Source organism: Ruicaihuangia caeni (assembly GCF_040536845.1).
In the GTDB taxonomy this organism is placed as follows: Bacteria; Actinomycetota; Actinomycetes; order Actinomycetales; family Microbacteriaceae; genus Ruicaihuangia; species Ruicaihuangia caeni.
The window spans coordinates 871,091-890,570 of sequence record NZ_CP159582.1 but is presented as its reverse complement, the minus strand read 5'-3'; the positions used below and the strand labels follow the sequence as shown (position 1 = coordinate 890,570).

The window sequence follows — 19,480 nt, the reverse complement described above, 5'->3', positions numbered from 1 at the left end:
TGGTGTGCGCCCGAATCATGGCGGAGCATGCTTGACCCATGGCGGCCATCACCTCGATCGTGCGGATCTGGACCGGTGCAGTGCGGACCGAGGACCGTGACGACTACGTGCAGTACATCACCGGGACGGGCATCGACGCCTACCGCACCACTCCCGGCAATCTCGACGCCTGGTTGCTCACTCGGGATCTCGGCGACGGTCGCACGGAGGTCACAACCGTCTCCCGATGGGAATCGATGGAAGCGGTGAAGCGATTCGCGGGTTCAGAGCCGACGCTGGCCGTCTTCTACCCCGAAGACGATCGATATCTCATCGAACGCGACCTGCACGTGCGGCACTACGAGCAGCGCGGCTAGCGTTCGCCCTGCAACAGTTGCCGCACGCCTGCCTCGAGTCGCGCGACGATGCCATCCGCGGTGGCCCGACGCTCCTCGGCGGTGCCGTCTGAGCCCGCGGCGTCGATGTACACCTTGATCTTCGGTTCGGTTCCGCTCGGACGCACGATGACGCGCGAGCCGCCTTCGATCCACACCCGGAGGATGTCGCTCGGCGGGAACGGGCCGAATCCGCCGCTGAAGTCATCGATGCGCTCGACGCGCAGCTCGCCGACGTGTGCGGGCGGCCGTTCCCGCAGGGAGCGCATGATGGCGGGCAGTTCGCTGCGCTTCTCGAATCGCAGCGAGACCTGGGTGGAGGCGAACGCGCCGATACGAGCATCGAACTCGCGCAGCCGTTCGGCCACGCTCGATCCCGCCGCCTTCAGTTCGCTCGCCATCGCCAGAAAATCGACCGCTGCTGAGATGCCGTCTTTGTCGCGCACCTTCTTCGGATCGACGAGGTAGCCCAACGCCTCCTCGTAGCCGAACGCCAGCCCGCCGACTCGAGAGACCCACTTGAAGCCGGTGAGAGTGTCGGCGTAGTCGAGGCGGTACTTCCGCGCGACCGCGGCGAGTGCCGGCGATGACACCAGTGATGCCGCGAGCGTGCCGGGACGGTCGAGATGCTGCAGCCGCTCTGCCGCGCGCCAGCCGAGCAACGCACCGACCTCGTTCCCAGTCAGCCGTCGCCAGCCTCGGGCCGGGTCTGCAGCGTCAGCGACATCCGTCGAGCCCTCCGGCGCAGTGCCCGGCATCAGGGGAATCGCGATCGCGAGCCGGTCGGCATCCGGATCGTGGGCGACGATGAGATCCGCCCCCGAATCGCGCGCCGCTTCGTACGCGAGGTCGAGCGCACCGGGCTCTTCAGGGTTCGGGAACGCGACGGTGGGGAAGGCCGGGTCTGGCAGCAGTTGCTCGCGCACGACCACGGGGGCGTCGAAGCCCGCGCGCTCGAAGACGCGCTGAGAGGTCTCCCATCCGACGCCGTGCATCGCGGTGTAGACGAAGCGGAGGCCGTGCGGCGGCGTACCGGCGAGCGCGGCCGTCTGTTCGACGTATGCGTCGATCACGGTGTCGTCGACGAGGTCGTACCGCTCAGAGCGAGGCAGGTCGGCGATCGGATGCTCGGCGACGCGCTCGATCTGCGCGGCGATGTCCGAGTCGGCGGGGGTGTTGATCTGCGAGCCGCCGTCCGCGCCGCCCAGGTACACCTTGTACCCGTTGTCGCGAGGCGGGTTGTGGCTGGCCGTCACCATGACGCCGGCGCTCGTGCCCAGGTGGCGCACGGCGAAGGCCAGCACCGGGGTCGGGAGCAAGCGCGGCATGAGCAGCGTTCGCACGCCCGCCCCGGCCATGATCTCGGCGGTGTCGCGCGCGAAGACATCCGAGTTCATCCGGCCGTCATAGCCGATCACCACGGTGGGCGCGGGCTCCCGCGAGGTGAGATACGCCGCGAGTCCCGCAGCGGCTTGGGCGACGAGCACCCGGTTCATGCGGTTCGGGCCGGCGCCGAGCTCGCCCCGCAGGCCCGCGGTGCCGAAGGCGAGGCGCGAGGCGAAGCGGTCGGCGAGCTCGGCCCGGGCGGCGGCATCGCCGGCATCCGTGTCGGTGATCAGCTGTTCGAGTTCGGCGCGCGTAGCCGGGTCGGGGTCCTGCGCGAGCCAGGTGCGAGCGGCGGTGAGCAGTGCGTCGGCATCGAACGGCGCCGGCCCGGCGTCTCCGTTCTCGTGTCGTGCGCGATCGTCGGGCGTCACAGCGCACCCACGATCTTCGCGAGCAGCCCGCTGATCACCGGCTCGGCCTCGCGCCCCGCCTGGATGACCTCGGCGTGGCTGAGCGGCGTCGTCTGAATACCCGCGGCCAGGTTCGTGATGAGCGACATGCCCAGCACTTCCATGCCCGACTGACGAGCCGCGATCGCCTCCAGGGCGGTCGACATGCCGACGATGTGACCGCCGAGGGTCTTCGCCATCTGCACTTCGGCGGGGGTCTCGTAGTGCGGGCCGCGGAACTGCACGTACACGCCCTCATCGAGTTCAGGGTCGATCGAACGCGCGACGTCGCGGAGGCGCTTCGAGTAGAGATCGGTGAGATCGACGAAGGTGGCGCCCTCGATCGGCGAGTCGGCGGTGAGGTTGAGGTGATCGCTGATGAGCACCGGCTGCCCGGGCCGCCATGTCGACTTGATGCCGCCGGCACCGTTGGTGAGGATCATGGTGCTCGCACCAGCGGCGGCGGCGGTGCGCACTCCATGCACGACTCGGCGCACCCCGTGCCCCTCGTAGTAGTGGGTGCGGGCTCCCAGCACGAGCGCGCGGGTGCCGTTCTCGGCGCGGATCGAGCGGATGCTGCCGATGTGGCCTTCCACCGCCGGCTCGCCGAATCCGACGATCTCACTGGCCGGGAACTCCGCGACCGTCTCGCCGATCAGCTCGGCGGCCTTCGCCCACCCGCTGCCGAGCGTCAGCGCGACGTCGTGCTGGTCGACGCCGGTGCGTTCGGCGAGCTGCTCGGCTGCCTTGGTAGCGATCTCGAACGGGTTGACGGCCGGGTCATCGAGGGGGTGCTGTGCCATGAAGACACACTAGTCGGGGCCGCACGCGCCGTCGCGAGGCAAGTGCTGCCCGGGCACGCAGCACCGCTGCGCGCGACCTGCCAGACTTGGACTCATGGCCAACCTCTTCGAGCGCAAGCAGCGCGTCGCCGTGCTCGGCGGCGGTCCCGGCGGGTACGAGGCGGCACTGACCGCCGCCCAACTCGGAGCCGAGGTCACGCTGGTCGAGCGCGTGGGCATCGGCGGCTCTGCGGTGCTGACCGACGTGGTGCCGTCGAAGAGCCTCATCGCCACCGCGGAAGCCGCGACGTCGATCGCGTCGTCAGGCGATGTGGGCGTGCAATTCTTCGCACGCACGGATGCCGGCACCCCGACTCGCGCCGAGGTCGCTGTGAACCTGCGCGCCGTCAACCAGCGCCTGTTGCGCCTGGCGCGTCAGCAGTCGGAAGACATGCGCTCCTCGCTCGAGCGCGCGGGTGTGCACCTCGTGCAGGGCGATGGGCGCCTCGACGGGCCGAACCGCCTCGTGGTCTCCACCGACAGCAGCAACGGCACCGACTTCGACTCGGTCGAGGCCGACACGGTCGTGATCAGCGTCGGAGCGAGCCCTCGCGTGCTCGACACCGCGAGGCCGGATGGCGAGCGCATCCTCACCTGGACGCAGCTGTACAACCTGAAGGCGGTGCCCGAGCACCTGATCGTCGTCGGGTCGGGCGTCACCGGTGCGGAGTTCGCCTCGGCCTACCGGGCACTGGGCGCCCAGGTGACGCTGATCTCGAGCCGTGACCAGGTGCTTCCGGGGGAGGACGCCGACGCTGCGCACGTGATCGAGCAGGTGTTCAAGCGCAACGGCATGCAGGTGCTGTCGAAGAGCCGCGCGGCATCCGTCGAGGCCACCGCCGATGGCGTCGTCGCGACGCTGAGCGATGGGCGCAAGGTCGAGGGCAGCCACTGCTTGATGGCGGTGGGCTCTGTTCCGAACACCTCGGGCATCGGCTTGGAAGAGGCCGGCGTGCAGCTGACCAAGTCGGGGCACATCTTCGTGAACCGGGTCGCCCGCACCTCGCTTCCCTCCGTGTACGCGGCCGGCGACTGCAGCAACTTCCTGCCGCTCGCGTCGGTGGCTTCGATGCAGGGTCGCACCGCGATCTTCCACGCGATGGGCGAAGCGGTGAACCCGATCGAGCTGCGCAATGTCGCCTCGAACATCTTCACCCAGCCCGAGATCGCCACGGTCGGCTGGGCCGAGCAGCAGATCAACGACGGCCTCGTGCAGGGCGTGGTCTACAAGCTGCCGTTGAAGTCGAACGCGCGAGCGAAGATGCAGAGCGTCAAGGACGGCTTCGTGAAGCTGTTCGCACGCACCGGATCGGGCACCGTCATCGGCGGTGTCGTGGTCGCGCCCCGCGCTTCAGAGCTCATCCTGCCGATCGCGATGGCGGTGGAGCACGGGCTCACGGTCGATCAGATCGCCCGCGCATTCGCCGTGTACCCGTCCATCTCCGGCAGCATCACGGATGCCGCGCGCGCGATGCACGTCGTCGTGCAGTCGACAGCGCCGGAGCTCGACCCAGGCGACTGAGCGCGCGGCGACTGAGTGCGCACTGACAGGTGTCGCTGTCGCTGCCCAGTGACCCGCAGCAACCCGCGGGGTGATCGCAGCGAAGGCGACCCGGTCAGTCGACGATCTTCAGCAACTGGTGACCCGATGAGACGGTCGCGCCGACCAGCGCGTTGACGCCGCTGATCACGCCGTCCTTGTGCGCCGTGATCGGCTGCTCCATCTTCATCGCTTCGAGCACGAGCACGAGATCGCCCTTCACCACGCGGTCGCCCTCGCTCACGGCGAGCTTGACGACGGTGGCCTGCATCGGCGCCTTTACGGAGTCGCCGGTCGCGGTGTCGACCGAAGCGGAGGTCTTGCGCTTGGGCGCCTGCTGCACGGGCATCCCGTGTTGCGGAAGCAGCCGCGCCGGCATGGTGACCTCGACGCGCTTGCCGCCGACCTCGACCACAACCGCGTGACGTCGCGTCACCGTGGCGGTCTCCTCGTCCTGGCCGCTCCATGGCTCGAGGTCGTTCTGCCACTCCGACTCGATCCATCGGGTGTACACCGAGAAGGGGGCATCGACGAACGCGGGGTCGCGCACGATCGCGCGGTGGAACGGAAGCACTGTGGGAAGGCCGGCCACCTCGAACTCGTCGAGAGCGCGACGGGAGCGTTCGAGCGCCTCTTCGCGCGTCGCGCCCGTGACGATGAGCTTCGCCAGCAGCGAGTCGAACGCGCCGCTGATGACGTCGCCGGCGACTACACCGGAGTCGACCCGCACCCCGGGGCCGCCAGGTGCCTTGAACACGTGCACCGGGCCCGGGGCGGGCATGAAGTTCATGCCCGGGTCCTCACCGTTGATGCGGAACTCGAACGAGTGGCCGCGCGCGATCGGGTCGCCGTAGTCGAGCACGCCGCCCTCGGCGATTCGGAACTGCTCGCGTACGAGGTCGATGCCCGTGATCTCCTCCGAGACCGGGTGCTCGACCTGCAGGCGAGTGTTGACTTCGAGGAACGAGACGGTCCCGTCCTGGCCGACGAGGAACTCGCAGGTGCCGGCGCCCACGTAGCCGACCTCGCGCATGATCGCCTTCGAGGCGTCGTACATCGCGGCGACCTGCTCGTCGGTCAGGAATGGCGCGGGCGCCTCTTCGACGAGCTTCTGGTGACGACGCTGCAGCGAGCAATCACGCGTCGACACGACGACCACATTGCCGTGCGCGTCGGCGAGGCACTGAGTCTCGACGTGACGCGGCTTGTCGAGGTACTTCTCCACGAAGCATTCGCCTCGGCCGAACGCGGCGACGGCCTCGCGCGTCGCCGACTCGAAGAGCTCTGCCACCTCTTCGCGCTCACGGGCCACCTTCAGCCCGCGACCGCCACCACCGAACGCCGCCTTGATCGCGACCGGAAGGCCGTATTCGTCGACGAAGTCGAGCACTTCGCCGGCATCCTTCACCGGGTTGAGGGTCCCCGGTGCGAGCGGAGCCCCGACTTTCTCCGCCACGTGGCGCGCCGAGACCTTGTCGCCCAGACGCTCGATCGCCTCGGGGGAGGGCCCGATCCAGATGAGCCCTGCGCCGATCACCGCGCGAGCGAAGTCGGAGTTCTCGGCCAGGAAGCCGTATCCCGGGTGCACGGCGTCGGCGCCGGAGCGTCGCGCGACCGACAGCAGCTTCTCGATGACGAGGTATGTCTCGGCGCTGGTCGTGCCGTCGAGCGCGTACGCCTCATCCGCGAGCTTCGCGTGCACCGCGTCACGGTCCTGGTCTGCGTAGACCGCGACCGACGCGATTCCCGCGTCCCGCGCTGCGCGGATGACACGGACGGCGATTTCGCCTCGGTTGGCGATGAGTACCTTGCTGATGCGTGCCACGGTGTCCAAGCCTAAAGCCGATCGGCAGGGTGTTTTTGGCTGACAGCACCAAGAACCAGCAGCCTTGTTTGGTCGAGCCCTACAAGCCGCGGCCCTGCGGCGGTCGGACGCGGCGAGTCGAAGCGATGCCAGCGACCACGGCGATCGACGCTCAGCGGTTCCAGAGCTCATGCCACGAGACGCCGAACGCATCCCGCAACAACGAGCGCACTGCCGGCACCGACAGGCCCACCACGGCGCTCGGCGATCCCGACACCCGGTCGATGAACGCGGCGCCTCGACTGTCGATCGTGAACGCGCCGGCCACCTCGAGCGGCTCACCGGTCGCGATGTATGCGTCGATCTCGTGATCGCCGACGGATGCCGAGAAGTGCACCTCGGCGGAGTCGACCACACCGGCGCCCGCGCACTCGACGGCTGAGCCACCCGCATCCGGGCCAAGGCTGGCGCTTCTGTGGTCGAGGATCCAGTGCCCGGAGTGCAGGACGCCGCTTCGCCCGCGCATCGCGAGCCAGCGTTCGCGGGCAACGGCCGGTTCATGCGGCTTGCCGTAGACCTCGCCGTCGAACTCGAACGCGCTGTCGCCGCCGAGCACGAAGCCGTCGATCGGCTCGCCTTCGACGAGTTGTCCCTGCACCGCTTCGGCCTTCGCCCTGGCGAGCTCGAGCACCATGTCGTGGGGCGTGAGCGAACCGCCAGAGGCTGCCCGCTCGACTCGGAGCCGATCGACCACAGCGTCTTCATCGACCCCGGGACTGATCAATCCGGCCGGCTCGATGCCCGCAGCGCGGAGCGTCGCGAGCCGAGCGGGTGAAGTCGAGGCGAGATAGAGACGAACCGGTGCTCCCACGACGACTCCTGCACTCACTCTGTCTGCCCAAGCCGCCCACCTAAACTCGAGGGCGCCGTGCCAGCGTAGTGCTGGCGGGCATCGAGCGGGCGAGGAGCAGGCATGGGCGACGATATCGGTCGTGAACTCGAAGTCGAGGTCGGCAAGATCGCGCACGGCGGCATCTCGGTCGCGAGGCACGAAGGACGCGTGATCTTCGTGAACGACGCGATCCCCGGGGAACGCGTCGTGGCGCGGGTGAGCGATGACCGCAAGAAGCGCTTCTGGCGCGCCGACACCGTCCGGGTGATCGAGGCGAGTGAGCATCGGCGCGAGCACGTGTGGGGTGCGGCATCCGTCGATCGCGACCCGGCAGAGCGAGCGGGCGGCGCGGAGTTCGGCCATATTGAGCTCGCTCACCAGCGGGAGCTCAAGGCGCAAGTGCTCATGGAAGCGCTCGACCGCACGGGCGGAATCGACGCCGACACGCTCGCTGACGCGCTCGGTGCAGATCGGCTCACGATCGAGGGCCTGCCCGGCGAGCCGGACGGCACGGGGTGGCGCACCCGGGTGCGGCTCAATGTCGACGAGCAGGGGCGCCTGGGGCCGTACGCAGCGCGTTCGCATCGGGTGATCCCAGTGAACGACCTGCCGCTCGCGACCCCCGAGGTGCAGGCTGCCGCGCCGCTCGGCGAGCGCTTCGCCGGCGAGCCTCACGTCGATGTGCTTGCGCCCAGCGTCGGCTCGGCGCGGTTGATCATCGGCAAGCAGGCCCGCTCGACCATCACCGAGCGCGTGGGGGAGCGTGAGTTCGCCCTGGCTGACTCCGGATTCTGGCAGGTGCACCGCCACGCCGCATCCACGCTGACCGCCGCGGTGCAGCAGGCGGTCGACCCAGCACAGTTCGACCCGGCATCCGCGAATCTCGATCTCTACGGCGGTGTCGGCCTGCTCGCCGCAGCGCTCGGCGACAGGTTCGGCTCGGGGCTGCGCATCACCAGCGTCGAGTCCGACGCCATCGCCACCGACTACGCGGCAGAGAACCTTGCCGAATGGGTGGGTGCCCGGGCAGTCACCTCGCGAGTGGAGGCGTTCCTGAGGCAATTGGCCGCGGGCTCGGCCCCCGAGCGCGCACGTCTCGAATCGGCGACGGTGGTGCTCGACCCTCCGCGTGCTGGAGCGGGGCTCGATGTCGTGGACGCGCTCGCCTCACTGCGCCCCGCACAGCTGGTCTACGTGGCCTGCGACCCCGTGGCGTTCGCGCGCGATGCGGGTGCGCTTCGAGAGCGGGGGTACCGGTTGGCCTCGCTTCGGAGCTTCGATCTCTTCCCCAACACGCACCACGTCGAGGCCGTCGCCTCGCTGGTTCGCGAGTGACTGCGGAATAGACTGTTCCGCGGATGCCGGGGGCTGGCACGGCGCACGCGCACGCGCCCGCGTGATGACCGTTTCGAACACTCGTCAGGAGGACTGTGACTCTCCACGCAAGTTCACCCCAGGCGACCCGCACGGTGCGCGTCTCGGTGGTCGATGATCACGAGTCGGTGAGGCTCGGCCTGAAAGCGGCGTTCATCGAGGCCGGTTTCGAGTTCCTGGTCGAGGCGCCCAATGTGCGGCAGCTCTCGGAACAGCTCGACGGTCGGGAATGCGACGTCGTCGTGCTCGATCTGTCGCTCGGCGACGGATCGACCGTGACCGAGAACGTGAAGAACGTGCAGGCGACCGGTTCAGCCGTGCTCGTGCACAGCATCGCTGACCGGGTCGCGAGCGTTCGAGAGGCGCTTGCCGCGGGCGCGGCAGGAGTCATTCCCAAGTCGTCCTCCACGAAGACGGTGCTCGCTGCAGCGGAGACTGTTGCGCGCGGCGAAGTGCTGAACAACCTCGAGTGGGCGAGCGCGATCGACGCCGATCGCGACTTCGCGAAAGCGCAGCTCGGTCGCCGCGAGCGCGAGATCCTTCATCTCTACGCCTCCGGACTGCCGTTGAAGCTGGCGGCCGAAAGGCTGGGCATCGGGTACTCGACCGCCCGTGAGTACCTCGACCGCATCCGAGAGAAGTACGTGCAGGTCGGCCGACCGGCACCCACCAAGGTCGATCTCCTGCGCCGCGCAGTGGAAGACGGCATCCTGCCCGGGCTCGACCTCGACGCCGACGGCGCGAGGTAGTCGAGCGACGTGGGAGGCGCGTTGGCGTGGCCGCCCCGTCGCCGTGGTGCGCGCAAGCACCGGGCCGTGAGCGACCGGGATGCCGCCGGGCGCGGTCCCGTGACCGGGCATGAGGCGAGCACCGGCAACCCGACCGTGGCCCGAGCCGACTCGGGCCGGCGCGCGGGGAAGCAGGGGCGCGCCGCGCTTCAAACTCCTGCTTCGCCTGTCGACGGCATGAGCGATCCCGGCGCGGGCGGCATGCACGGCGCGCGCCAAGCCGCACCCAAGGGGAGCGACCCGCGGCAGGTGCGATCGCCGATCAGCCGGCGCGCAGTCGAGTCGGTGATCTCACGCAGCGTCGCGGTGTTTGGTCTGGTCTTCGGCGCTCAGACGGTCCCGGCGATGCTCGCGCAGATGGACGGGCAGTGGAGCTCGCCCTTCGGTGCGCTCGCGATCGCGCTCTTCGCGATGCTCGTCGTCGCGTTCGTCGCGTCGATGGTGCGCCGTTTCGTGCGCATCGGTCACGCCGCAGTAGCCATCGCCTACGTGCTGACCATGCTGGCGCGCATGACCATGGTCGATCAGCCCTTCCCCGACGGGGAGGACAACCACTGGCTGTACTTCCTGCTCACGGTCGCGACCGCGACCGCCGCCATCGGATTCTCGCGTCGCGTCGCCGGGGTCTACCTCGTGGCGGTTCCGGTGCTCTACGGAGTCTTCCGGATGCTGCCAGTCGGCGGTGCGCGTGACCCGCTGCTCGCCGTGCTCGACGTGATCTACGCCATCATCCTCGGGGGCGCGGTCATGATCATCGTCACGATGCTGCGGCAGGCGGCGGACTCTGTCGACGTCGCGCAGGGCACCGCGCTGCAGCAGTACGGCGCAGCCGTGCGTCAGCACGCCACCGAACTCGAACGCGTCGAGGTCGACGCCATCGTGCACGACAGTGTGCTCACGACACTGCTCTCAGCCGCGAGTGCGGAGACGCCCTCGGCGAAGGCGCTCGCCGCCGGCATGGCGCGCGCGGCCATTGGACACCTCGCGGATGCCGCCGAGAATGCTCCGGGCGTCGAAGCGCCGGTGCAGCTCACCACGCTCGCGTGCGAGCTCTCTGAAGCGGCGGCCGCGCTCGCCGAGCCGGTACGAGTGGTCGCAACCGGGCTCGGCGACAGCGCTGTTCCCGCCGTGGTCGTGGAGGCCGTGCGGTCGGCCGCGCTGCAGGCCCTCGTCAACTCGATCCAGCACGCTGGGAAAGGGCTTCGGCCCGGCAAGGCCGTGCACCGCTGGATGTCGATCAGCGCGATCGACCCGGGCGGCGTCGTGGTCGAGGTGGGTGACGACGGCACCGGGTTCCGTTTCGAAGCGGTGCCCCGCGAGCGTCTGGGAGTGCGCGTCTCGATCATCGAACGCCTCGCGAAGGTCGGCGGCGCAGCGGAGGTGCTGAGCACGCCCGGACGTGGCACGGTCATCAGGCTCGTGTGGGGCGGCGACGCCGCCACCCAGCCGGAGGTGCCGCAGTTGGACGTGACCGTCGGGGGAGAGGAGCGCCAATGAAGCTCGGAGTGCCCCGCGTCTTGATCGTCGGCACCGGCGCGCTGTTCTCGGCGTATCACCTCGTGCTCGCGTTCCACTCGCTCACCCGGGGCTACGCCGCCAGTGCGCTTCCGATCTTCGTCGCGATGGGGCTGTACTCGGTCGCCACGGCGCTGAGTCTGGTGCGGACCGGGCGCATGCGGATGCCGCACTGGCTCGCCGCCCTCAACGTCGCCGTGGTGATCGCGCTGCCCCTGCTCGTCACCTCGCAGCTCGACCCGCAGCGACAGGGAGGGAACGGGTACGCGACCTGGTACGTCGCTGCCGTGGGCACCCTGATGACGATCACGTCGACGCGCCGTCGGCACAGCTACGCGTGGGTTGGGATCTCCACGCTCGTCGTGCAGACAGTGCTCTGGGCCGGGCCTGGAGCGCTCGGCGCGATCGGAGTGGTCGGCAGTGTCGTCTGGGTCGCGGTGTCGCACATCCTCAGCAGCGGCCTCAGCCGTGCGGCTCAAGACGCGTCGAAGTTCGCGCTCGCCGAGCGAGAAGCGGCCGAATGGCAGGCGGCGCAGGAGGCGCACCTGTACGAGCGGCAATTCCGTCTCGCGCAGACGAGCCGCACCGCGTTGCCGATGCTGCAGCGAATCGCCGAGGCGGGTGGGGAGCTCAGCGAGAGCGAGCGCGCTGAGTGCCGCCACCTCGAGGCCGCGATCCGAGATGAGATCCGCGGGCGGCTGCTGCTCAACGACGCTGTGAGGCGCGAGGTGATGGCGGCCCGCCAGCGCGGCGCGACCGTCACGCTGCTCGACGAGGGCGGGCTCGATGGCATGCCGGCCGCCGAACTCGACCGGGTGCTGTCGACTCTCGCCGACGCGCTGAGCAAGACGGATGCCGACCGGATCATCGTGCGCTCCGTGCCGGATGCCGCTGACGTCGCCGTCACCGTCGTCGGGATCAAGGTCTCCGATGACGGTTCAGCGCTCGCGCTGGGCCTCGACCATGAGGACGAGGTGGCGCTCTGGCTGGAGATCCCTCGGCCGGTTCTCACGACCTGAGTACAGGCATCGGAAAGTCCAGTTCGTCCCGCTTGTGCCGCTGGTTGGACCGATTTCGAGACGCCGATGTCCTCGATTTGGTCGTCGGCTGTACCCCGTTATTGGGCCAGTGATCTGCGAAGAACCGCGAGATTACGCGGGAGTTTGTTGCGAATTGGCCGCAATTGTCCCCCGGTCGTCCCCCGAAATGACGACTGCAGCCTATGCTCGAGGTGCCCCACAATAGATAGTGCCAGGCGCCTCCGGGCGCCGACAGGCCATTAGCTGACTAGGGTAAGCGTGCTAATGGCTTGGGGGCGAGTCAGGGTGATATTCGGGTTATGACTCTGGCTCGGGGTTTAGTGAGGGGCCGTGCTGATCACACGGCCCCTCCTTTCATTTCCGCTCCGCGTGGTGTCGAGCATGCTCCGCATCGCATGCCGCGCATTGCGGTTGAAGCCGTGGCAGTCGGGTTGCGGCTCGACAGCAGCGACCCATGCCAGCCGACCGGGTCAGCGACCGAAGGCCTGCCAGCGCCCGGGGCCCGGCGTGATCGGCGTGCGCATCGAGCGCTGACTGCGCTGCCAGGCGCTGCTGCCGGCGTCCGCGTCCTCGTGATGGGCGTGAAGCTCGCGAACGGCCTGCTCGAGCACAGCGTGCGCGGCGGCGAGTTCCTCGGGCTTGGGCGATCCGCCGACGAGGCGCAGGTCGAGCTCGGGCGCAGGCGGGGCGATGCCGGCATCCGCCGCGCTCGCCCCGTTGCCGGCCCCGGCCTCAGCACGCTCCGCAGTCGTCACAGCGGGATGTTTCCGTGCTTCTTCGCGGGCAGCGCCGCGCGCTTGGTCTTCAGCGCACGAAGTGCCTTGATGACCGCCACGCGGGTGGCAGCGGGTTCGATCACTCCGTCGAGCTCGCCTCGCTCGGCAGCGAGGAACGGGCTCGCGACGTTGTAGGTGTATTCGTTCGCCAGCCGTGTGCGCACTGCAGCGACGTCGTCGCCGTTCGCCTCCGCCTCGCGGATCTCGTTGCGGTACAGGATGTTCACCGCGCCCTGTCCGCCCATCACCGCGATCTCGGCGGTCGGCCAGGCCAGGTTGATGTCGGCGCCCAGCTGCTTCGATCCCATGACGATGTACGCGCCGCCGTAGGCCTTGCGGGTGATCACGGTCACCAGAGGAACGGTCGCTTCCGCGTAGGCATAGAGCAGCTTCGCTCCACGCCGGATGACGCCCGTCCACTCCTGGTCGGTGCCCGGCAGGTAGCCCGGCACGTCGACGAGCGTGAGGATCGGGATCGAGAACGCGTCGCAGAAGCGCACGAAGCGGGATGCCTTCTCGCCGGCGTCGATGTTCAGCGTGCCGGCCATCGAGCTCGGCTGGTTCGCGATGATGCCGACGGTGCGGCCCTCGACGCGGCCGAAGCCGATCACGATGTTCGGGGCGAAGAGCGGCTGCACCTCGAGGAACGAACCCTCGTCGATCACGTGCTCGATGATCGAGATGACGTCGTAGGGCTGGTTCGGCGAGTCGGGGATGACCGCGTTGAGCTTGCGGTCGGAATCCGTGATCTCGAGCTCGGCCTCGGAGTGATACACGGGCGCGTCCGCCATGTTGTTGTCGGGCAGGTAGCTGATGAGGGTGCGCGCGTAGTCGAGGGCGTCGTCCTCGTCGCTGGCGAGGTAGTGCGAGACGCCGGAGGTCTTGTTGTGGGTGAGCGCCCCGCCGAGCTCCTCCATGCCGACGTCCTCGCCGGTGACGGTCTTGATCACGTCGGGGCCGGTGACGAACATCTGGCTGGTCTTGTCGACCATGATCACGAAGTCGGTGAGCGCGGGCGAGTACACCGCGCCGCCGGCGGCCGGGCCGCAGACGATCGAGATCTGGGGGATCACACCGGATGCCTGGGTGTTGCGCCGGAAGATCTCGCCGTACTTGCCCAGGGCGACCACGCCCTCCTGGATGCGGGCGCCACCCGAGTCGAGAATGCCGATGATCGGCACCCCCGTCTTCAGGGCGAGGTCCATGACCTTGATGATCTTCTCGCCCGCGACCTCACCGAGCGAACCGCCGAAGATCGTGAAGTCCTGCGAGTACACGGCGACCTGACGTCCGTGGATGGTGCCGAGCCCGGTGACCACCGCGTCGCCGTAGGGGCGCTTGCTCTCCATGCCGAAGGCGTGGGTGCGGTGCCGCACGAACTCATCGAGCTCGACGAACGAACCGTGGTCGAGCAGTTGCTCGATGCGCTCCCGGGCGGTCTTCTTGCCCTTCGCGTGCTGCTTGGCGGTGGCCGCCTCGCCGCTGGCGGTGACAGCCTCGTGGTAGCGCCGCTTGAGGTCGGCGATCTTGCCCGCGGTCGTCGTCAGATCGGGGGCGGCGGGGCCTCCAGCGGGCTCCGCAGGCTGGGCTGCTGAGGCGGTCGCTGCTGAGTCGGTCGATGCTGAGTCGGCTGCTGGTGTGGCGGTGTCGGCGGTCACGCAGTTCACTCTACCTACGAGGAATACGCCGACCCTGTTGTCGAGAGGGCACAAGATCGGCGTCGCCGATTCGTCGGCGCCGAAGCGGTGGCCACGTCACATGCCGCAACAGGACGTCGCTTTCCGACACGAACGGATGCCGCGCGCCACCCGCTGTCTAGGCTTGCCGCGCGTCGATCAGCACCTCGCCGCACGGGCACCGGCTCACGCCCGGCGCCTCTCAGCACGTCGATCAGGAGACTCACCCATGCGCATCGGGATCTCGCCCTTCGGTCACACCCGCGACGGTTCCTTCGCGGTCGCGGACGCCGCCGTCGAAGGCGGCATCGACACGTTCTGGCTCGGAGAGGGCCTGCTCGAGATGGAGCAGTTCCCACGCTGGTCCGGCGGCATGGAGCCTCTCACCTGGCTCGCGTTCCTCGCCGGGCGATACCCCGGCGTTCGTGTCGGCCTGGGCGCCAGCGTGCTGCCGCTGCGTGATGTGCAATGGCTGGCGAAGCAGTCGTCGACGCTCGACAACCTCACCGGTGGCAACCACGTGCTCGCGGTGGCACCGGGATTCTGGCGTCACGAGTTCGAGTACCGAGGCGTCGACTTCGACCGGCGCGGGGCGATCTTCGGTGAGCTGCTCGACGGGCTCATCGCCGCGTTCGCCGGTGACGAGTACTCCTCGGAACATCTTCGGCTCGCGCCGGGGCATAGGCTCTCGCCTCGCCCGCTCGACGGCGTGCACCCGCAACTCTGGCTCGCCGGTGCTGCAGGCACCCAGCGCAAGGCGCTCGCCCGAGGCCTCCCGTTCCAAGCGCGCGCGGCGACGCCTGCCGAGCTGGCCCCGACGGTCGAGGGCTGGAAGGCGCGGGGCGGCGGGGTGTTCGGGCTTCGCATCGCAGTCGAGCTCGCCGAGCTCCCGCAGCACGCCGCGCATCTCTCCGGCAGCAAGATCGTTGGACCGGCGCAGTACATCGCCGATCAGCTCCGCGCCTACGCGCGGATCGGCGTCGACGACGTCTCCCTCATTCCCGGCAACGACGACGAGTCGTCGCTGCGCACCACGCGCGCTCTCGTGAATGAGGTGCTGCCCGCGCTCGGCGAGCTGCTCGCACGCGACGCGGCGTGAACCACGAAGCCCCGTCACCGTGCACCGAATGGTGCGACGGTGACGGGGCGTTCTTGTCAGCCGAGGCGTTGCAGCGGAGCGCCGTTGAGCGCGCCGACTTCCTCGGCGGCGGCGTTCGGGGAGGCCGAGTGCCGTCTCGGCGGACTCAGCGCGCAGACGTGACGTCAGCAGCGGCGGCGAGCAGCGCACGGCGAGCCCAATCGACCCGCGCCCCGACCCCGTCGGCGGAATCCGCGCGCACCGCGATCTCGTTGGCACCGATTCCTGCCGCGAGCTGTGCAGCGCGATTGGGATCGTCGCCCGGTACGACGATTTCCTTGGCGATCGATCCGGGCACGAGCCGGCTCGCGACACGATTGCCCTCCGCGACCGCAATGCTGCGCAATTCCGCCACCGCGTCGGCGTCGAGCCCCCACGCGCGGTGCGACTCCTGGCTGCTGTTCACCACGGCATACGCGGTCTGTTCGCGCGCATCACCCGTGTGGTCGACGAGCGGGGCCCATATGACAGCTGGCTCGGCATCACGTGCACGAGCGGCATCCCGAACCGTGCCGACGGCCGCTGATAGTTCACGCGCCGGCAACGCCCAGAGCAGAGCGGCATCGGCCACCGCTCCGGCGGCGCGCAGCACGCCCCGTCCACGCCCGGCGACGATCACCCGTGGCGCAGAGGTGAACGGCACTGAGAGATGCCGCTTGCTCGGCTCGTGAAGGGGCGCGCCGGATGCCGCCGCACGCATGCCGCGCACGAGGTCGGCGATCGCGGGGCCCGCGCCGCCGCGACTGATGCCTGCGGCATCCGTGATCTCGCTCCCGCCGGCCCCGAGCCCGAGCATGGCCCGGCCATCGCTTGCTTCGTGAAGCGTCGCCAGCGCTGAGATCGTGTGGAACCGGTGGCGCATGAAGGGGTTCGTCACTAGCGGCCCGACCGCGATGCGCCGGGTGGCCCGGGCGACTTCGAGGGCCATCATCCAGGTGTCTCGCCACCAGAATGCGTCGGGCAGGCCGATCCAGGTCGCGCCCGCGTCTTCGGCCGCGAGTGCGATCTGCACCGCGTCGTCGAGCGCGGGGTTGTCGACGTGGAGGATGACGCCGATCGTCATGCGGTTTCCCTTCCGGTTCGCCGCTTCAGCGGTGCAGCCGACGGTTCATGACCTCGAATGCTGAGGCGCTGTGCTCCACGACCCTGAGCGGGTCGGCGGTGGTGAAGGTGAGACCGATGGTCGAGGGCGCGAAGCGCTCGACGCGAGCGGCCAGTTCGCCGCCGATGCGGTCAGGGGTGCCCGAGATGATGAGGTCGTCGAAGATCTCGTCGGTCATGAGCCGCTGCGCCGCGGTCGCGTCGCCCTCGAGGAGGGCTTCGGCGGCTGCGCGCACAGCGACGCGCTCAAGCCCGAGCGCGTCGAGGGTGTGGTCGGGGGAGTCCGCGAGCGGCATGATCATTCGCGGGCGGAGCGCCTCGGCATCCGCTTCACCGAAGACGCCGGTGCTGTAGACACCGAGCGGTATCGTCCGCACCGAGTGCGCCCACGCGATCGTCTGACCGAGCGCTGAGCGGGGTATGCCGCCGAGAAACACCCCATCGGCCTCGCGTGAGGCCAGCTCCTGAAACCGTCGACTGCGCGAGCCGATGTGCACCTGCAGTCCAGGCCGTGTGAAGGCTCCTGGCGGAGGGTCGTACCCCTCAGTCGACTCGCCCCGCGACACCGCCCGGATGAGGCGGAGCGCCTCTCGCACGGCGGCGAGCGGACGCGACCGTTCGACGCCGGCCGGACCGAGCGCGACATGTCCGCCAGGGCCGAGGCCCAGCAGCATCCGCCCGTTCGAGAGCTCATCGATGGTCATCGCCTCGATCGCGGTGGTCATGGGATGCCGCAGGTACGGGTTCGTGACCGCGATGCCGAGGCGGATGCGCGACGTCAGCCGCGCTGCGGCGGCGAGCACCGCGAACGGGTCGCGAGCGGGTCCCTCGTCGCCGATCCAGAACTCGTCGACGCCGAGCGCTTCGGCCGCAACGATGGCGTCGACGAGCGCGGGCGCCGGGGCGCTGGGGAAGACCCAGACGCCCCGGCGGGGTGAGGTGCGACCGGATGAAGCAGCATCCGCTGTACTGGGCGCCATCACGTCACTCGGGAACCGCATCATGCGCGTGAGCCGTGGGAATGACGGTGCGCAGCCCGAGACCGGTCGCAACGCGGTTGGTGTACGAGAAGTACGCCGAGAGGTTGTTCGCCGCCACGATGTCGCGATCGCTCAGGCCGGCAGTGCGCAGGCGCTCGATGTCGCGCTCGCGGATGCTCCCCGGTGCGAGCGTCAGCTTCGACGTGTATGCGATGAGCGCGTCGAGGCGCGCGTCGCCCGTGTCGGGGTCGGCGTGCTGGGCGACGAGACGCTCACGAGCCTCGTGGCCGAGCCCGAGCTCGCCGAGCTTGACCTCCAGCCCCGATGAGCAGTGCGGCGTCTCGTTCAGCCGTGACGTGACGAACGCGATCACACGCCACTCGAGCTCATCGAGCTCGCCGCGAGCGGCGTCGACCACCTTGTACAGCTGCAGCCGCTCGAGCACGAGCTCGGGGATGAGGCTGCCGAGCTGCGTGTACTCCGTGGGCTCGCCGAGCTTCGCCGCCTGCCAGTCGTACGCCTGCTTCAGCGTGCCGGAGGCGGATGCCGGGGGCACCACATCGACCCAGGCGTCGATATAGCGGCCACTGCGCGCGGTCGTGGCCGGCTCGTTCACCTCGGCGCGCGGCGCGCCCGCGTGCACGGTTCCTGCCGGGGCGCTCACAGGGCGATCTCCGGGTCGAGGAACTCATTGGTGACGAAGTCCTCCGCGGTGAGTCCTGGCGCGACCTTCTGTCCGCGTTCGCTGAGGAGCGGTGCGACGACCTTGATGTACTCGTTCAAGCGGTCGAGGTCGAAGCTGCCGAACACGCCGTCTGGGCTGTTCGCCACGATGCCCTCTTCGACAGCGATGGTCGACGACCAATCGACGATGCCCGGGGTCAGCTCCCAGCCGGAGCCGTCGAGCTGGTCGACGACATCCAGCAGCACCTGGTTGGTGGGCGCCGGGTCGTGGGCGTAGTCGACCGCAGCCTGTTGGAACAGCGGTACGAGCTTCTCGAGGCAGGGTCGTTGGGCCTCGAGCTGGTCGGCGCGGATGCTGACCTGGCTCGTGTAGGCGTCGTACTCATCGCCGACGCTCACGTACTTCACGGGCTTTCCCCACGCGGGAACGTCGTGCTCGTACTTGTAGACCTCGCTGGTGAGCAGGCCCTGCTGCAGCACCTTGCCCTCTTCGAGCACGAATCGGGCGGGGTCTCCCTTGTAGGAGGCGTCGATCTGCGCAGGGTCGAGCAGATCGAGACTGGTCAGCACGTCGAGGTAGGGCGCGCCCTCCCATGCGAGCACCGTCTCGCCCGACTCCTTCACCTCGGTGAGGTTCTTGAAGTCCCACTCGTCGTCACCCCAGAAGAAGACGAGCGGCGTCTTCACCGCGTAGGTGAATACCGACACCGTCGGGAAATCTTGTGACGCGCCGATCGAGTCGTCGGTGGTGGTGATGCCGAACGTGATCGAGTCGTCGGAGTAGAGCTGGGCGAGCGGCAGCTGACCGCCGGTCGCCGGTCCGCCGGCCCGGATCTCGAGGTCGACGCCCGTGCTGCCGAGCGGCCCCGTGTACGTGTACTTCTCTGCGTCCACTTCACCGGCCTCGCCGATGAGCTGGTACGTCCAGCCGTGGTCCGCCTGTGGCCACCAGTTCCACTGGATGCTGATGGTCGATGGGCAGACGTCGGCGAGCGGTGTGGTGTAGCGCGCGGCGGCGCTGCCCTCGATGACCGCGTTCTGCTCGGGCGCCGAGGCTCCGCTGTCGGTCTGGGTGGCGCACGCGGCGAGTGAGGCGGTGAGCGCGGCTGCGGTCAGCACAGCCGCCGCGGTGGTTCGTTTCTTCATGGGAGTCCTTGTCAATCAGAGAGGTCGTTCAGGTC

General features: G+C 69.1%; 17 protein-coding genes. 7 read left to right on the top strand and 10 right to left on the bottom strand.

What is annotated here, in order from left to right; translation table 11 throughout:
* Positions 1-38: 38 nt before the first annotated feature.
* Positions 39-356, top strand: coding sequence for an antibiotic biosynthesis monooxygenase family protein (locus ABV606_RS04040; RefSeq protein ID WP_353988454.1), 318 nt, complete (start codon positions 39-41; stop codon positions 354-356).
* Here the strand turns inward: ABV606_RS04040 and ABV606_RS04035 are convergent.
* Both ABV606_RS04035 and ABV606_RS04030 read right to left on the bottom strand, forming a co-directional pair.
* Positions 353-2,131, bottom strand: coding sequence for a phospho-sugar mutase (locus ABV606_RS04035; protein WP_435415390.1), 1,779 nt, complete (start codon positions 2,129-2,131; stop codon positions 353-355). The two genes, ABV606_RS04040 and ABV606_RS04035, sit on opposite strands and share 4 nt — an antisense overlap.
* Positions 2,128-2,952, bottom strand: a complete 825-nt coding sequence (locus ABV606_RS04030) for a purine-nucleoside phosphorylase (RefSeq protein WP_353988453.1) — start codon at positions 2,950-2,952, stop codon at positions 2,128-2,130. The genes ABV606_RS04035 and ABV606_RS04030 overlap by 4 nt, the downstream gene beginning before the upstream one ends.
* A gap of 94 nt (positions 2,953-3,046) precedes the next feature.
* Between ABV606_RS04030 and ABV606_RS04025 the strand changes: the two genes are divergently transcribed.
* Entirely contained in the window at positions 3,047-4,513 is a 1,467-nt protein-coding gene (locus tag ABV606_RS04025) for an NAD(P)H-quinone dehydrogenase (protein WP_281489143.1), read from the top strand.
* A 94-nt stretch (positions 4,514-4,607) separates the two neighbouring features.
* On the opposite strand, the gene ABV606_RS04020 is transcribed toward ABV606_RS04025, so the two are convergent.
* Both ABV606_RS04020 and ABV606_RS04015 read right to left on the bottom strand, forming a co-directional pair.
* Positions 4,608-6,356: an acetyl/propionyl/methylcrotonyl-CoA carboxylase subunit alpha gene (locus ABV606_RS04020; protein ID WP_353988452.1), complete on the bottom strand. Its 1,749-nt coding sequence runs from the start codon at positions 6,354-6,356 to the stop codon at positions 4,608-4,610.
* A gap of 151 nt (positions 6,357-6,507) precedes the next feature.
* Complete coding sequence (locus ABV606_RS04015) at positions 6,508-7,206, bottom strand: Maf family protein (RefSeq protein ID WP_353988451.1); 699 nt, start codon at positions 7,204-7,206, stop codon at positions 6,508-6,510.
* A 102-nt stretch (positions 7,207-7,308) separates the two neighbouring features.
* Here ABV606_RS04015 and ABV606_RS04010 point away from each other — a divergent pair, with 102 nt between their 5' ends.
* The 4 genes from ABV606_RS04010 to ABV606_RS03995 all read left to right on the top strand — a co-directional run bounded on the left by ABV606_RS04010 (position 7,309) and on the right by ABV606_RS03995 (position 11,923).
* Entirely contained in the window at positions 7,309-8,562 is a 1,254-nt protein-coding gene (locus ABV606_RS04010) for a class I SAM-dependent RNA methyltransferase (protein ID WP_353988450.1), read from the top strand.
* Between the two features lie 95 nt (positions 8,563-8,657).
* Positions 8,658-9,350, top strand: a complete 693-nt coding sequence (locus tag ABV606_RS04005; RefSeq protein ID WP_353988449.1) for a response regulator transcription factor — start codon at positions 8,658-8,660, stop codon at positions 9,348-9,350.
* Between the two features lie 21 nt (positions 9,351-9,371).
* Positions 9,372-10,886, top strand: coding sequence for a sensor histidine kinase (locus ABV606_RS04000; protein WP_353988448.1), 1,515 nt, complete (start codon positions 9,372-9,374; stop codon positions 10,884-10,886).
* Positions 10,883-11,923 carry a hypothetical protein gene (locus tag ABV606_RS03995; RefSeq protein ID WP_353988447.1) on the top strand — a complete coding sequence of 347 codons (1,041 nt, stop codon included), beginning with the start codon at positions 10,883-10,885 and terminating at the stop codon, positions 11,921-11,923. Before ABV606_RS04000 ends, ABV606_RS03995 begins: the two co-directional genes overlap by 4 nt.
* A gap of 491 nt (positions 11,924-12,414) precedes the next feature.
* Here the strand turns inward: ABV606_RS03995 and ABV606_RS03990 are convergent, their stop codons facing one another.
* Together ABV606_RS03990 and ABV606_RS03985 are read right to left on the bottom strand one after the other, a co-directional pair.
* Positions 12,415-12,699 carry an acyl-CoA carboxylase subunit epsilon gene (locus tag ABV606_RS03990; protein WP_353988446.1) on the bottom strand — a complete coding sequence of 95 codons (285 nt, stop codon included), beginning with the start codon at positions 12,697-12,699 and terminating at the stop codon, positions 12,415-12,417.
* Positions 12,696-14,267, bottom strand: coding sequence for an acyl-CoA carboxylase subunit beta (locus ABV606_RS03985; protein WP_353988773.1), 1,572 nt, complete (start codon positions 14,265-14,267; stop codon positions 12,696-12,698). The genes ABV606_RS03990 and ABV606_RS03985 overlap by 4 nt, the downstream gene beginning before the upstream one ends.
* A 358-nt stretch (positions 14,268-14,625) precedes the next feature.
* Between ABV606_RS03985 and ABV606_RS03980 the strand changes: the two genes are divergently transcribed.
* Positions 14,626-15,495 carry an LLM class flavin-dependent oxidoreductase gene (locus ABV606_RS03980; protein ID WP_353988445.1) on the top strand — a complete coding sequence of 290 codons (870 nt, stop codon included), beginning with the start codon at positions 14,626-14,628 and terminating at the stop codon, positions 15,493-15,495.
* Between the two features lie 145 nt (positions 15,496-15,640).
* Here the strand turns inward: ABV606_RS03980 and ABV606_RS03975 are convergent, their stop codons facing one another.
* The 4 genes from ABV606_RS03975 to ABV606_RS03960 are packed head-to-tail and all read right to left on the bottom strand — an operon-like array spanning position 15,641 to position 19,445.
* Complete coding sequence (locus ABV606_RS03975; RefSeq protein WP_281489161.1) at positions 15,641-16,597, bottom strand: LLM class flavin-dependent oxidoreductase; 957 nt, start codon at positions 16,595-16,597, stop codon at positions 15,641-15,643.
* Positions 16,598-16,622: 25 nt separating this feature from the next.
* Positions 16,623-17,615, bottom strand: coding sequence for an LLM class flavin-dependent oxidoreductase (locus ABV606_RS03970; protein WP_353988444.1), 993 nt, complete (start codon positions 17,613-17,615; stop codon positions 16,623-16,625).
* 4 nt (positions 17,616-17,619) lie between these two features.
* Complete coding sequence (locus ABV606_RS03965) at positions 17,620-18,279, bottom strand: hypothetical protein (RefSeq protein ID WP_353988443.1); 660 nt, start codon at positions 18,277-18,279, stop codon at positions 17,620-17,622.
* The gene (locus ABV606_RS03960; protein WP_353988442.1) at positions 18,276-19,445 is read right to left on the bottom strand and encodes a hypothetical protein; all 1,170 of its coding nucleotides are present in this window, start codon (positions 19,443-19,445) and stop codon (positions 18,276-18,278) included. The genes ABV606_RS03965 and ABV606_RS03960 overlap by 4 nt, the downstream gene beginning before the upstream one ends.
* Positions 19,446-19,480: the final 35 nt, after the last annotated feature.